12 protein-coding genes are annotated in these 15,038 nt (G+C 63.5%); 8 read left to right on the forward strand and 4 right to left on the reverse strand.

Annotation, left to right across the window (positions count from 1 at the left end; translation table 11 throughout):
• Positions 1–6: 6 nt before the first annotated feature.
• The 4 genes from DX923_RS16030 to DX923_RS01155 form a co-directional block, all read right to left on the reverse strand.
• Complete coding sequence (locus DX923_RS16030) at positions 7–669, reverse strand: hypothetical protein (protein ID WP_162872693.1); 663 nt, start codon at positions 667–669, stop codon at positions 7–9.
• Positions 670–896: 227 nt separating this feature from the next.
• The gene (locus DX923_RS01145) at positions 897–1,886 is read right to left on the reverse strand and encodes a hypothetical protein (RefSeq protein ID WP_116112081.1); all 990 of its coding nucleotides are present in this window, start codon (positions 1,884–1,886) and stop codon (positions 897–899) included.
• 134 nt (positions 1,887–2,020) lie between these two features.
• Entirely contained in the window at positions 2,021–2,764 is a 744-nt protein-coding gene (locus DX923_RS16035; RefSeq protein WP_162872653.1) for a hypothetical protein, read from the reverse strand.
• Between the two features lie 337 nt (positions 2,765–3,101).
• Complete coding sequence (locus DX923_RS01155) at positions 3,102–4,484, reverse strand: class I SAM-dependent methyltransferase (RefSeq protein ID WP_116112083.1); 1,383 nt, start codon at positions 4,482–4,484, stop codon at positions 3,102–3,104.
• Positions 4,485–4,834: 350 nt separating this feature from the next.
• Between DX923_RS01155 and DX923_RS01160 the strand changes: the two genes are divergently transcribed.
• The 8 genes from DX923_RS01160 (at position 4,835) to DX923_RS01195 (ending at position 15,020) form a co-directional block, all read left to right on the forward strand.
• Complete coding sequence (locus DX923_RS01160; RefSeq protein WP_116112084.1) at positions 4,835–5,752, forward strand: 2-dehydropantoate 2-reductase; 918 nt, start codon at positions 4,835–4,837, stop codon at positions 5,750–5,752.
• A 101-nt stretch (positions 5,753–5,853) separates the two neighbouring features.
• Entirely contained in the window at positions 5,854–6,993 is a 1,140-nt protein-coding gene (locus tag DX923_RS01165) for a thioesterase domain-containing protein (protein WP_116112086.1), read from the forward strand.
• An 89-nt stretch (positions 6,994–7,082) separates the two neighbouring features.
• Positions 7,083–7,589, forward strand: coding sequence for a DUF2871 family protein (locus DX923_RS01170; RefSeq protein ID WP_116112088.1), 507 nt, complete (start codon positions 7,083–7,085; stop codon positions 7,587–7,589).
• 167 nt (positions 7,590–7,756) lie between these two features.
• Entirely contained in the window at positions 7,757–8,890 is a 1,134-nt protein-coding gene (locus DX923_RS01175; RefSeq protein WP_116112090.1) for an alpha/beta hydrolase, read from the forward strand.
• A gap of 73 nt (positions 8,891–8,963) precedes the next feature.
• On the forward strand, positions 8,964–10,085 hold the full coding sequence (locus DX923_RS01180; protein WP_162872694.1) for an alpha/beta hydrolase: 1,122 nt from the start codon (positions 8,964–8,966) through the stop codon (positions 10,083–10,085).
• 105 nt (positions 10,086–10,190) lie between these two features.
• The gene (gene lysX, locus DX923_RS01185; protein ID WP_116112094.1) at positions 10,191–13,502 is read left to right on the forward strand and encodes a bifunctional lysylphosphatidylglycerol synthetase/lysine--tRNA ligase LysX; all 3,312 of its coding nucleotides are present in this window, start codon (positions 10,191–10,193) and stop codon (positions 13,500–13,502) included.
• The gene (locus DX923_RS01190; protein WP_116112095.1) at positions 13,499–14,317 is read left to right on the forward strand and encodes a DUF998 domain-containing protein; all 819 of its coding nucleotides are present in this window, start codon (positions 13,499–13,501) and stop codon (positions 14,315–14,317) included. The genes lysX and DX923_RS01190 overlap by 4 nt, the downstream gene beginning before the upstream one ends.
• Positions 14,310–15,020, forward strand: coding sequence for an alpha/beta fold hydrolase (locus DX923_RS01195; RefSeq protein ID WP_240322696.1), 711 nt, complete (start codon positions 14,310–14,312; stop codon positions 15,018–15,020). Before DX923_RS01190 ends, DX923_RS01195 begins: the two co-directional genes overlap by 8 nt.
• The last annotated feature ends 18 nt before the right edge of the window (positions 15,021–15,038 follow it).

The following is a 15,038-nucleotide window of genomic DNA, read 5'->3' on the forward strand; positions in this document are numbered from 1 at the left end:
TCGTCCTCAGAGTTCTCGGGAGCTCTCCGCGTAGAAACGCCGGGAGTCCTTCGCCCAGATGAAGATGATCGCCGCCAAGCCGCAGGCCCAGTACAGCAGAGTGACGGCCTTCGACAAGGGTGGGGTCGGCAGGCCCAGGGAAACGAGGAAGGTGAGGGTGTGGAGGCCGAAGAAAACATGCGCCAGGGCCCGGGCCCAGGTGCGCCCTTTGCCGTTGGCGACAGACATCCACAGCCAGAGGGCGACCGCGAAGGCCGCGCTGACCATGGCCAGGACAGGGGAGGAGCTGGTGTTCGTCGCCTCTTGGACGCCGAAGCCTTTCATCCACGCTTGCATGGCTTCTTCGGTCTGTTCCCTCAGCAGGAAGTCGACCAACTGACTTACGACCACCATCACGGCGCCGGCCCGCATGGCCCAGACCGCCTTGTCCATGCTCGCCGGTCGGACGACAGGAGCCGGCTGGTAGTGATTCCCGGGGGCAGGCTGACTGTACTGCGGGTGTTGGTAGACCGGCTGGCCCTGCTGCGGCGGACTGGTCGGTGGCTGCCAGGACGTCGGAGGGGCGGGGTCAGTGGGTGGAACCGGGAAAGCCTGCCCCGGAGGTGGGGGGCCCGGCTGGGGAGATGCCCCTGAGGGCTCTTGCGGGGGAGGGGGAGGCTGAGTGCTCATGGAAGACTCCTTTTGGCTGCACTGCGAAAAGCACACACTTCAGCTCACAGCATGACATCGATAGCGGTGCTGTGAGCTGATTGAAGAGCTAATGTCAGCATTTTTCTCTTGACTGCAAAGAGTCTTCTCCGAGGCGCCGTGGAAGCTTGAGGCCGGGCGGCATCGCCCAGTGTTGACGAGGGCGGAAGGCGAAGAGGTTTTCCTCCCGGGTGTGCTCCTCCGTGGAGCTAAATCTGCTCTGTCCGGTAATGCGTCGAGGAATCGGGGCTGAAAAGCAGACGAAGAATCACGAACCCCAGCGCCAGGTAGATGAGCTGGACGGTGACATCAAGTGGATGACGGATCAGGAAAAAAGCCGCCGCCGCATAGATCGCACTCAAGATGAAGAAGAGGACATAGACCTTGCGCGCCCACACATGTCCTTGTCGGTTCTTCACGGACATCCACCACCACAGAACGATGACGATGCACAAGTGCACGAAGGTCACGGCCACCGTGAAAGCTGCGCGGGAAGCATCCTGCTGTTCCCCTTGCTGAAGGGTGTGGAATACCCCCCGGAAGCTACCGAAGACATAGGACAGAATCACGCCGGCCACGGCGAGGACCGGTGCGGCCTTCATCAGCAATGTCGCAGTGGCGATGCTGCCAGGAACCGGCCGCTCATCAGCAGGTGGCGGCTGGTCAGCCGGAGGGGGGAAGCCCCAGAGCGAGGTGTCCTTGTGGCGTGCCGTCGGGGGAGTCCCCGTCGTAGGCTCTGCCGGACATGGGGGCGGCAGCTGGCCAGAGGCGGGGACAGCAGCGTTCATCACTGCATAGTCCGGAAGCACTTTCTCCCCTGCCGGGATGATCCGTGGCAGCGGTCCCGTCTCGTAGGAGACCATCTCGACCTTGGCGGTCGGGCATTTCTCCTCGGACGACGGAGCCTTGTCCTTCTCACCGTCTGCGTCCTTCGCATTCTCGGGAGGGAGGAGAGCGGTCGGCGGCATCGGTATCTGCTCATAGCGAGAGGCATCTACCGGGTAGGTCGGTGAGGGGAGGACCGAGCCGTAGAGTGACGACGGTGACGGTGACGGCAGTGCCCCGTCGGCGATCGGCATCTCTTCGTAGTCGGACGATGGTCCTGCTACCTGGGGGAGGATCGAACCGTAGATCTCCGTCGGATCCGACGTCGGGGGAATCCCCTTGTGCGGTGACGCTGATCGGAATTTCCCACTCATGGACAAGCCCCCTCCGAGCTGGTGACGACGATCATGCTGATGTTCCCTCAGGGATACAGTCAACTTGACTGGACATGAATCGCCGTCACCGGTACGGGATTGAGGCCGTCAGCTGTTCCTCGGTGAGCTTCCGCTCAGTTCAGCGTGTGCTGCTGTGATGTGTAGTAGGCCGAGGAATCCGGCTGGTGAAGGAAGAAGACCACTGCGGCTCCGATGACCATGACGACCAGGTTCACGATGATGTCTACCGGTGTCGACCCGCTGAGGATGATCATCAGAACGCTGAGGGCGGAGAAACCGAAGCAGACCGTGGTGACTCTCCTGGCCCACAAGCGTCCTTTCATGTTCATCGCCGCCATCCAGATCCATATGCCGGCGACGAATGCTGTGGCGATGAAGATGAAGAAAAGAGTGCCGACCTCGAGCGCTGTTCCGTCGACCGAGGAGGAGAGCTTCGTGTCGGCCCTGAACTTGTGCAGAGTGGTGCCAGGGATGAAGGCCAGGAGCGTGGTGATCATGGTGAGAGCGGCTTGGACTCTCAGGATGAGTACGGCGCGCAGCAGGCTCTGTGGCGCAGGCATATTGGCTGCCGGTGGGTAACCGCCGTACGGGGGTTGCTGCGGAGCGCCGTACTGGGGTGCACCGTACTGCGGAGGGCCGTAGGGAGGCGCACCGTACTGAGGCGCACCGTACTGAGGCGCACCGTACTGCGGCGCACCATACTGCGGAGCGCCATAGGGCGGAGCTCCGTACTGCGGAGCGCCGTACTGCGGAGCACCGTACTGAGGCATCGTCTGTGGTGGTTGCCCCTGCGGAGCCTCGTACTGCGGGTAGGGGACCTGCACCTGCGGAGCGGTGCCGTACTGCGGCGCGGGCATCGGCTGCTGCTGCCCGGGGAGAGGCCTAGCGGGGGGTGCAGGCTGGGGCTGCCCGTGAGGAGCGCCGTACTGGAGCGGGCTCTGAGGCTGCTGAGCAGAACCGGGCAGTGGTGGAGGGGCCAAAGGCTGGTGCTGAGCAGACGCGCCATTCGAGGGCTGCGAAGCTGCTGCAGGCTGAGCAGGACCAGGTGGCGGCCCAGGTTGCTGGTTCTGTTCGGTCATGATGATCTATCCCCTCCGCGATGGTGGACGTCCATTGTCCGCTCAGCCATACAGTGTCGCTTGTCTGATCTCTCCGTCGGGCGTTCCCGTCCAACCAGCGGAGAGCGATCCGGACTCAGGGACGCCGACCCGTCGCGTACAGGGCACGCCCCGTACGGAACTCGAGATCCGAACGGGATCGTAAGGTCATCTCCGCCACATAAGAGGCGCGTAACCGCCAGACATCGGCATCAGGAAGAGTCGCCAGATCGTGGCGAGCCATCCGTTGGTAGACCTCCCACGTCTGGTCGAGATCGCGATCACTCAAAGGAACTTCACCTGCAGTGACCTGGACGTCCACGAAGCCGGCCCGCTCCAGGGCGGCCGTGCAGGCCTCCGGAGTACCCAACGGGGCATAGGGGTCGGCTATGTCGAGCCCGTAACCACGAGCATGCACCCGGAAGAGCAGGGACGGCGGCGGATTCTCAGCGGCCATCGTGGAGAAGGAGACCACTCCACCGGAGGAAATGACCCGATGCCATTCGGACAGAGCCAGGTCCACGTCCATGTACAGCAAGCCGCCGCTGCACAGGACGGCGTCCACCGCCTGATCAGGAAGATCGAGCTCGACGGCATCGCCGACGACGACCTCGATCGGTGCTGCATCGACGTCATCACCGGTGGCCAGCGACTGGAGCATGCCTTCGGAGAGATCGACGGCGATCACCCGTCCGTCCGGCCCGATCCTCCGGCCAGCTGCTCGAGCCACGAACCCGGTTCCGGCTGCTGCATCGACCACGGTCGTGCCTGGGACCAACGGGGTCTCTTCGACCAGACGCTCCGCATGTATGCGGTGGAAATCGCTACGGCAATAAGACGCAGCTCGCTCGTCGAAGGCATCGCGCAGGGCGCTGCGGGTGGGAAGAGCGATCACCGCCAACCAGTCGTCATAACGCCCTGCCCGCGCACGCGCCTCTTCCACGACCCACCCCGAGCTCTGCAGCACCCGGGTGAACTCCTCCGGCTGCCAGTAGGTGTACCACCGCGGACCGGAGAGTTTTTCAGTGCTCCACCCCTCACCGTCCCCCAACTTCACGCTGGCGAAGAGCACCACGTCATCGCCCACCGCCGACTGCACACGGGCCAGCGCAGGGCCGACTTCATCACGACGCAGATGCGGAAGAACAGCATTCGCGAAGACGATGTCCACATCGGACAGCGGAGGGTCGTCCACCTGGAGGTCGTACCGGAAAGCTTCAGGGAAGCCGTTCTCGTGCAGATGATCCACGAAAGCCGTTGCCGCATCGGAGGCCAGCACCTCCAAACCGCACTCTCGAAGGTGACGGGCATCCTGCCCTCCTGCGGAACCGATCTCCCAGACCCGAGCGCCGGGGGCGAAGACATCGCCCACCATCGTGCCGAGCCAGAACGCCAGCGCGCTGGGCTCCTCCGGGGTCAACCGCAGGTACTCGGCGACACCAGCGTTATAAGAGGCGAGGGTCGCCTCACGTTCATCCACTTGTTCGGCCTCCTTGCGTAGACCACCGGTCGACGACCTACGCGAGCCCTATGGTCCTCCGAAAAACAGGGCGACGCCACCGCCGAACTCCGGTCCTGGACTGGACGGAACTCGACTTCCACTCTTGAGCGAGCGGCGTTCACCGGCCGGTTCGGTGCGAGGAGCCTACGGGGCGTCCACCTCGTACACCAGAGAAATCATCAGTGTGCGAGATCAGATACACCACAAAGCCTTGAACATGACAGCCTGTCCCCACACAGCCCCGACCAGAGCCAGAAGGCAGATCCGGACCTGAACAGGCGTGGGCGCAGGCAGCCTCACCCCAGCAAGGCCGGCGTGGAGGAGGAACGATGAAGTTCGCGGTGATCGGTGCCGGAGCCATCGGTGGTTACTACGGAGCCCGACTGATCGAAGCCGACCATGAGGTCCATTACCTGGCCCGAGGGCGTTCGTTGGCAGCCTTGCAGGAGAAGGGAATCCGAATTCAAGGCGTCAGTGGCGACCACGCCGCCCAGCCGCACAGCGCCACAGACGATCCGACCCGGATCGGTCCGGTCGATGCCGTTCTCCTGGCAGTGAAGACCCACCAGCTCTCCGGGGCACTGGAGGCCCTTCCTCAGCTGTGCGGGCCCCGAACCGCCGTGTTGACCATGCAGAACGGTATCGAAGCTCCCGCCATCGTGGCTGAACTCATGGGGCGCGAACGTGTCGTGCCCTGCATCGTGCGGATCTTCACCTACGTCGTCGAGCCCGGACTGATCGCTCACATGGGCGGGCCCAACAGCATCACCCTCATGGAAGGAAACGGCCCTCGGAGTTCTCGGATCGAAGCATTGCAGGAGGCTTTCACCGCTGCAGGCAGCACCGTCCACTGCCCGGAGAACATCTGGGTCGACCTGTGGGAGAAAGCCATCTTCGTCGAGCCGGTAGGTGCTTTGGGTGCGCTGGCCGGCGTTCCCATCGGAACCTTGCGTACCGACCTGCGAGACACCCTTCGAGCAGCGATGGACGAGGTGCACCAGGTGGCCCTGGCGAGTGGCGTCCCCGTCCCCGGCGATGCGGTGGAGCGCGCCCTGGCTCTGGCCGACGGCCAGCCTGCGGAATCGACCGCGTCGCTGCACCGCGATCTGCGTGACGGGCTGCCCAGCGAGATGGACGGCCAGATCGGCGGAGTGGTGCGCGCAGCGCGGGCCGCCGAGGTGGACACCCCGCTGCACAACCTGATGTATCAGGTGCTGGGCGTATGGGAGGCCGCTGCGACGTCCTGACCTGAAAGCGCGGGTCAGCGGCAGATCTCGCGCAAGGCGCTTCGGAGTGCTTCGTTCCGGCCGATGTACCAGGCGACCGGGACGGACGACAAGGAGATGCCATGACGATTCTCGCCGTGGAACCCTCGTCGTCGGTGCTGCCGGAAGCGGAGCCCACGGTGCTTCCTGGTGAATCGCAGGGCCCTCGTCGTCGCCGATCTGGGATGCAGGTCTCCCGATGGCGCAGATTCTGGAGGGTCCTGGGCTTCCTGGCGGCGCTGACAGTGGTCAACACTTCCCTCGAAGTGGCGAACCGCGCCGCCTTTCCTACGGTGACCACCACCGGAGTGGTCCACTCGGACATGGTGAACACGGTGTTGCCGAATACCTACTGGGTGTTCTTTCCCGGGTTCGGGATCAACTTCTGTTCGGATGTCGAACGGGCTTTCGCGCCGGTGACCGGACCGACAGGTCGCTCTTTCTGCGTCGCGCCGTCCACCGCCAGGCTCGACCCCGCCGAGATCGCCTCTGCGGTGCGTGCCCGGATTGAGGAGAACCGCGACCCGGGGCAGCCGGTCACCTTGTACCTCTACGGGATCAGTATGGGCGGGATGATTGCCTACGATGTCGCACGTCAGCTCGATGGGCAGGGGGACATCGTGGTGCGCGCTGTCCTGTTCGACTCCAGCCCGGCCGGCCCTGACAGCGTCTCGGCGGACAAGCGGGGTTTCGTGGCCTTGGGGGCGACGATCAACCGACTTCCGGATCTTCCGTTGGGGATCCCCAACCCACTCAAGGGTGGGCCGCTGAACCGGGCAGCTCTGCACATCGGTGAAGCTGCGGTCGAGAACTTTCGAGAAGGTCGCCGACCGCTTGGTTTCGATGACATCCGGACGGCTTGGTACAAGGCCACCGTGGTGACCAGCGGAGGCATGGCCAACCAGTTCGACTACATCCAGAACTTCTATCCGATGCCTGATCCGAATGCCTTGCCCTATGCGTCGTTCGCCTACCTGCGTGCGCAGGACGCCGGAGCGGACACCACGGTGGACGTGCGGCGAGCCATCGACACCTACGCGGGATTGATCGCCCCACGTCGGCTCGCAGTGCATCCGGTGGAGGGCGGGGCCCACGCAAGCGGTGACGTCACCATCCAGAGCTATCGGGCAGCGCTGTCCGACTTCATCGCTGCGGCGGGTCTGCCGACCGCGGACGACATCGCCCAGGTGCGTCACGTCGAACGAGGGACTTTCCTGCGATGAGTCCCGACGCACGCGGCCGGACACACAGGGTGGTGAGGATGCTTGGAGCGAGCTAACAGGTTGCGACGTTAGCGTGGTCGGTGTCGAGCATGATCTCGGGAACCGATCGGTCCTTTGAGGTCGGGAAGGCAAGTGTGGTGATACGTCAGCTCTATGTCGCTGCAGCCGTATGGGCCGGGGTGGGACTGGCTGCAGGGCTCTACTATCGATCCCTGACACAGGCAACAGGATTCACTCGCGGCATGGAGACGCAGCTGGCGCCGACGCATACCCATGCCTTAGTTCTGGGCTGTCTGTGGATGCTGGTCGTGATGGTTCTGGTCCAGGTGTTCCACCTCGATGACCTCCCACAGCTGAGACACTTCTTCTGGTCGTGGCAGATTGGTTTGACTATCACTTTGGGTGCAATGTTCGTCAAAGGAACGCTTCAGGTATTGCAGAGCCCAATGGTCGATCACAAGGCCCTGGCCGGAGTCGCTGGCATCGGGCATGTCATCATGACCATCGCGATGGTGCTGCTCTTCGTGGTTTTGCACAAGGGGCTTCGAGCCCATTCGACGAGGAACACCCGGACCGTTGATGTTCGGACGAAGTAGTGGGTGGCTGCTGAGGCAGAGAACCTTAATCAGTTTTTTCCCGTAATGACATCAACCTTGATCTCTTTCTGTCGAAGGCGATCAAGAGGATATGAACAGAATCCTGTTCTCAACAACATAGTTCTCGAGATTCACGCCAGCACAATCACCGACCAGGGGATCGCTCCATGCAGCCGACCAGCGCCAGTTTCCTCCTTGTGGCGGGTGTTCTCACTGCCGCAGCCGTCATCGGATCGATCGTCCTCTCCCCGCGGCTTTCCGGTGGCATCTGGCGACTGCTCGCTCGCACCTTGCTCCAGCTGGTGGCACATGTCCTGGTCGTCATCATGGTGGCAGCTGTCATCAACCGAGCCATGGGCTTCTTTCCGACCTGGGCGAGTCTGATCTCCGACGGTAAGTTCAACGGTGCCGAACAGACCATGGGTAAGCCCGCCGATGCCCTGAAGAAAGAGGTCTCGGCGACCGGGCTGGGCAAGGCGCCGTCCCAGCTTCCGGTCCTGCCGACTCCGGGCAGTCGGGTTCAGGAGTACGAGGTCACTGGGCCCAATTCGCATTTCGCGACGAAGATCATGGTGCTCTTGCCGAAGGAGTACGACCCGAAGCGATCGGAGGAGTATCCGGTGATGGTGGCCCTGCACGGCTACCCGGCCACTCCTGACCACTGGACCAAGCACATGCAGATCCAGACCAAGTTGGACGAGGCGGTCGCCTCTAAGAAGATCGCGCCGACACTGGTCGTGATGCCGCAGGTCAATATGCCTCAGGCGGTCGACACCGAGTGTGTTGACGGCACGGAGCCTGGTCATCCGAAAGTGGAGACTTTCCTGGCGAAAGACCTCCCTGGATGGGTGACCTCGCATTTCCGGGCCAAGACCGAACGGGCGGCCTGGAACACTATTGGATATTCCGCCGGGGGGTATTGCTCCTTGATGGTCGCCATGAAGCATCCTGAGGCCTACGGAACAGCCATTTCTTTCTCTGGATACCTGACCCCCGCATTCAGCTCCGCATACCAACCTTTCCCCGAGAACAGCTCTCAGGCGAAGTCGTACAACCTCATTGAGGTCGCCCGATCCGCGCCCGGGGTGGCGCTGTGGATTCAACGTGATGACATCACCGCAGGCCGAGACTCCTCGGGGAAGAGCGAGGTCAAGAGGTTGATCGAAGCGGCAAAGGCGCCGCTGTCGATCACGACTTTCGATCAGCCCGGAGCAGGTCACCTCACCGTGGTCTGGAAGGAAGGGTTGGTGCGTTCCTTCACCTGGCTCGGTCGGGCAAGCCCCTCCTTCGCGCCGAGGTGATGATCGCCAGGAGGTTCGGCACCTTCTATGAATGTTGTGCGTTTGGTCGGAGGACATCGAAGGGAGAACCTCCGTGGAACTGACCGGCACGCCGTTTACCGTCACGATGACGACTGCGGCGATCGCGGCATTCGTCCTGGCGATTTGGGGGATGCCTCGGCTGGTGGGCTCGTGGCCGCGTGCAATGATGCGCATCATAGCCCTGGCCTGCGTCAATGTTGTGGTAGTGATGACTGTCGCCACTCATCTGAATGCCACTAACGGGTGGTATTCCTCGTGGGGTGACCTGGTCGGCGCCGCGCCGAAACAAGAAGAAGCTCAGGCCGGTGACGCCGCCAAAGCTGCATCGCAGAAGGTCGAGGGAGCCGCGCAGAAACATCGGGTTCCTACGAGTTTCCCGCCCCTGCCCGAACCTGGGCAGCGCAAACAGACATACACCTTCAAAGGGCCGGCAAGTGGACTGACCGGCGAAATCGTTGTTGTTCTCCCGAAGAGCTACGAAGAGCCCGGGAGCACCAAGAAATATCCGGTCGCTGAAGCATTCCATGGTTTTCCTGGAACGCCCTCCGGGTGGGTCTCCAAGATGGACGCCCCCAAATATTTGGATGAAGCGGTTGCCTCCGGAAAGATTCGAGAGACACTTCTGGTCGTCCCCGCCATCACCATTCCTCGGGGTGTGGACAGCGAATGCGTGAACGGTCCGTCTGGGAAGGCTCAGATGGAGACCTGGGTCAGTGAAGATGTCCCGCGTTTCGTCCGCGATCGTTTCCGGGTCGAACAAGGACGTGACTCCTGGGCCGCCATGGGCTACTCAGTCGGCGGTTATTGTGCCACTCTCATGGGTATGCACCACAGCGACACCTTCGGGGCCGTGGTCAGCCTGGGCGGTTATGTGAAACCAGATTTTGCCACCGGAGCCCCCTGGCCCGCAGGCAGCCCATTAGCTGCCCGGTACGACTTGGTCGCTCGGATCAAGGAGAAGGTGCCGCCGGTTGCCATGTACGTGCAGGCCGGGCAGCGCAGCCCCTTCTGGAAGGACATCAAGTCCTTCATGGATTCAGCGAAGGACCCTATGTCATTGAAATCTGTGGTGTTGCTCGATACCGGGCACCGTTGGGACGTCTGGCAGGGCGAGATGCCGAAGGTATTCGCCTGGATGGGTTCATCGATCCCCGGATTCCGCCCGCAGAAATAAACTGCATGACCACTGCTCAGGAGCGGTGCCCGGAATTGACCGACAACTCCATGGAACAGCCTGTCGCCCCGACGACAACTCAATGTGAGGAAGGCAAGAAGATCGATGCTCGATCAGTCAGCGCACGACCACCGCGAGGCTGAACGCCGCGGTTCTTCCGCCGAAGCGGCTCCACCGCAGGGCACCTCCTCGGGCGGCGGGCTGTGGGCATCGGCCAGCGGCAAATTCCCTGGTTTCTTCGCCCTCATGGTTTTCCTCAACGGGCTGCTCACCGGTTTCTTGGCGCTGGTCGGAGTGGAATTCCGCGATCGACATTACGAGCTCATCGACACGGTGAGCCTGTACATCGACATCCAGGCCAATATCGCCTGGGCGACCGTCCTGATGATGAACGCCGCAGCACTGGCCGCGCGAAAACGAGCAGCGTGGGGGCTCTCCCTGCTGTGGACGGTGATCTTCTTCACTCTGGACATCGCGGACTACCTCTACGACGGCGTCTGGCAGTGGGGACCGATCGCCTTCCACACCGTGGTCATCCTGCTCCTGCTGGCGACACGTAAAGAGTTCTGGACCAGGGTTCGTAAGGTCGCCTACCTGCGGGCACTGGGCACCCTGCTCGCCGGTCTGGCGATCTGCATCCCGTTCGGGTGGCTGTTGCTCGAACTCGACCCGGGCCAGGTTCCACCGGAACAGCGGCTCGATTGGACCATCATCCAGGTCGCCGGGCTCGGCATCGAACAGGGCGGCTACTTCGAATCGCCGGCTCCTGGCTGGGTGACCATCGTCCAGAGCACCCTTGGCGCGATCTGCCTCATTACCGCCGTCGTCGTGGTATTCCGTACCCGTCGCGCCGAGGATCAGCTGAGCGAAGCCGACGAGCGGGCCATGCGGGTGCTCGTCGAACGACATGGCAGCGCCGACTCACTGTCCTACTTCGCCTTGCGTCGGGACAAATCTGTCGTTTTCAGTCCGGACGGATTCGCTGCGATTGCTTATCGGGTCGAAGCGGGAGTGTCTATTGCCTCGGGCGACCCGCTCGGCGACCCGAAATCCTGGGCTGCCGCGATCGATGCCTGGATGCAGGCCGCTCGACCCTACGGTTGGGTCCCCGCCGCGATCGGTACTTCCCGGGCCGGCGCCGAGGCCTACCATCGGGCCGGTTTCTCCGTGCTTGACCTCGGCGATGAAGCCATCGTGTACACGGGGAACTTCTCGTTGCGAGGAACCGAACGTGCACCGCTGCGGCGCGCGGTCGGCCACGCAGAGAAAGCGGGGGTCAAGGTGCGTATGCGTCGGCATGCCGACGTCCCGGCCGAAGAACTCGCACAGCTGGGCCGTCTGGCCGACGAATGGCGCGGCGAAGAGCCCGAGCGTGGTTTCTCGATGGCGCTTGGACGGTGGAACGATCCGGCGGACGGGGCCTGCCTGCTCGCAGAAGCCGTCATCGGTATGGGCACCCCGGAAGAACGTGTTGTCGGACTGCTCTCCTTCGTCCCATGGGGGAGGGCTGGGGTGTCCCTGGATGTCATGCGGCGATCTCCTGATGCCCCGAATGGCACCACTGAGCTGATGATCACCGATCTGTGCCGTCGCGCCGACGAGGTCGGAGTACGACGGGTCTCCTTGAACTTTGCGATGTTCCGGTCGGTCTTCGAAGAAGGAGCTGAGATCGGTGCCGGGCCGGTGCTGCGGCTGTGGCGGCGAATCCTGGTCTTCCTGTCCCGCTGGTGGCAGATGGAGTCGTTGTACCGCTCGAACCTGAAGTACCAGCCCGAATGGGAACCGCGTTTCCTGTGCTTCCAGGACGGAGGACAGCTTCCTCGGATCGGATTGGGAGTCGGGATCGCCGAGGGGTTCGTCGGCCTGCCCCGTCCCCTCCGCCCACTACGCGGCGATACCGCTGTCGTCTCCAGCAACGCCCCTGACCTGAGCGTTTTCGAGGTCGAGGAACAGGTGCGTCGATACCCCGAGCAGGAACGGGTCCGGCGGGAGAAAGCTGACCACCTGATCGGCTCCGGGGTCGACCCCTGGCCGATGTCGAAGCCTCCGAGCCACGAGGCGAAGGACGTCCTGGGCCTGGAGGAGGGCACCAGATTGTCGGTCTCGGGTCGAGCGCTCGGCATCCGTGACTTCGGTGGAGTCATCTTCGTCGAGCTGCGTGACTGGACCGGACGGACCCAGCTCCTCCTCGACCGCCAGGTGTGCGGTGAAGCCATGCTGGAGGCCTTCCGCAGCGGCGTCGACCTCGGTGACCTCATCGGGGTTTCCGGTCGGCGAGGAAAATCCAGGAAGGGCGAACCTTCCGTCCTGGTCGACATGTGGCGGATGGAAGCCAAATGTCTCCACCCGATGCCTGACAAGTGGCGTGGACTGACCGACCCGGAGGCGCTGGTCCGTCAGCGTTACCTGGACCTCGCGGTCAACTCCAAGACCCGCGAGCGGATGCGGGCCCGGTCCGCGGTCCTCACTTCCCTGCGCTCCACGCTTGGTTCTTACAAATACCTCGAGGTGGAGACCCCCATCCTGCAGACCATTCACGGCGGGGCCAATGCACGGCCCTTCCGCACCCACATCAATGCGTACGACCTCGACCTGTACCTGCGGATCGCTCCTGAGCTGTACCTGAAGCGACTGTGCGTCGGAGGTATGGACCGGGTCTTCGAACTCGGGCGGACATTCCGCAACGAGGGCGTGGACTTCTCGCACAACCCGGAGTTCACGATCCTGGAAGCCTATGCGGCGCACGGCGACTACCTGACAATGATGGACCTGTGCCGTGAGCTGATCCAGAATGCGGCGATCGCCGCGAATGGTGAGTGCGTGGTACCCGGACCGAACGGGGAGCGGGTCGACATCTCCGGGGAGTGGCCGGTGAAGACCTTGCACGGCGCGATCTCGGAAGCGCTGCTGGAGATGGGTGGCCAGGAGATCACCGCAGAAACGCCGGTCGAGATCCTGCGTGAGCAGTGTGATCTCGCGGGGGTTCCGTATTTGAGCGGGTGGGATGCCGGCACGGTGGCGCTGGAGATGTACGAGCGTTTGGTGGAGGAACACACCCAGCGGCCGACCTTCTACTGCGACTTCCCGGTGTCGGTGTCACCGTTGACTCGTTCCCACCGGTCGACCCCCGGGGTCACCGAACGGTGGGACCTGGTGGCCTGGGGCGTAGAGCTCGGGACCGCCTATTCGGAATTGACCGATCCGCTGGAGCAGCGTCGACGGTTGACCGCACAGTCGGAGAGCGCCGCCGCTGGTGACCCCGAGGCCATGGAGCTGGACGAGGACTTCCTCGTCGCCCTGGAGCATGGCATGCCACCGACCGGTGGTCTGGGCATGGGCGTGGACCGGTTGGTCATGATGATCACCGGGGCGAGCATCAGGGAGACCCTGCCCTTCCCGATGGCCCGTCCGCGATGAGCGGGAACGCGTCCGGGGCGGACCAGGCGGGTGCGAAGGAGGTCACGGCTGTCGGGGCTACCGGCTCGTCGGTGGGACAACGCACAGCTGAAGCGACGAACTGGGCTGCCGGGGTGGCTGCTGCCGGACTGTTCTACCTCTCCTGGATCTGGGCGCCTGTCGTGGCGACGGATGGTTTGGATCCGATCAGCACCTATGCGAGCGAGCTGGCCGCCACCGATCAGCCCGGTTCGTGGTTCTTCCGGGTTTCGGACCTGATCACCGGTTTGCTGATCGCGGCAGTGGCCGGATGGCGTGCTCGGTTAAGGGAAATCGGTCGGGCGCAGTGGGGGTGGTGGGCCCTGACCGGTTTCGGGGTGGCCACGGTCGCGGATGCGTTGGCACCCTTGTCGTGTGCTCCCAGCGCCGACAAGGTGTGTGCGGCCAAAGAAGCCGCTTTCGAGCTGCACTGGACCCATTCGGCTCACGTCGGCACGAGTGTGACGGCATCGGTGATGATGATGGCGGCGGTGGTCCTGATCACTCTTCCGTTGTTCCTGGCGCACCGTTCTTCCTGGCTGTCCGGCGACCGGATGTCAGTGCTGCGTCTGCTGCTCCTGGTATCCGCTGCGGGATACCTGTTGGGTACGGCCTGGACGATGCTGGAGGTCGCCAGGGCCACGATCGATTGGCCATGGCCTGCATTGTTGGGGGTCGCTCAACGCTTCCAGGTCGGGAGCGGGTCGGTGTGGATGCTGGCCCTGGCGGGTCTGGCCTTCTGGGGTGGCCTGGCAGCTACTCGCGCGGCGGCCGACAGGGGGCAGAACGGTGTCTGAGGAGGGGCCGTACTCTGAAGGACGCGAAGTCCGCCGTGTCGTGCTCTTCCCCGGTGCAGGGATGGTCGCTCGCAGCTATCAGGGTCTCTTGCGTCGCTGCCTGCCTTCGGGCCGTTACGAGGTCTGGGATCGGGGCACCGGTGACCTCGAGGCTGATGTGGCGGGCATGGCAGCGCTCTGCGCGCAGGATCCGCCGGGAAGTCTCGTGGTCGTTGCCCATTCAATGGGGGCTTTCGCGGCGGAGACCTTTGTCCGGCGTCATCCGGAGAAGGTGGCCGGGCTGGTCCTGCTGGATCCGAGCGCAGAACTTGATCTGTCGTCACCGACCGAGGACCTGGCCTCCCTGTCGTCCTTCTCCGGCAGAGGGTGGGCCGAGCGGACTCCGGTGGTACGTCGTTTTCTGCGTGATTTCCGCCGGTACGACTGCGATGCCGCGGCAGTGGCAGCTCTCCGGGCCGATTCGCAGCTGCCGGACGTCCCGATGGTGGTGGTGACGGCGCTGCTCACCCAGTGGCGGTCAGGGGACCGGCGTTGGCAGGAAGTGCAGGAGCGGTTGGTGGCCGAGCTGGCTGCAGCGCATCCCCGAGGCGAGGACGGAGTGTCCTGGGAGTTGCTGGTGCCGTGTGGTCATGCCGTCATGTGGTGGCGGCCGGCAGCTACTGCACAGATCGTGAGATCGGTTCTGGAGCAGCCATCGCGTTGAGAGCAGATGTCGATACCG

This window comes from Austwickia chelonae (assembly GCF_003391095.1).
GTDB classification, from domain to species: Bacteria; Actinomycetota; Actinomycetes; order Actinomycetales; family Dermatophilaceae; genus Austwickia; species Austwickia chelonae_A.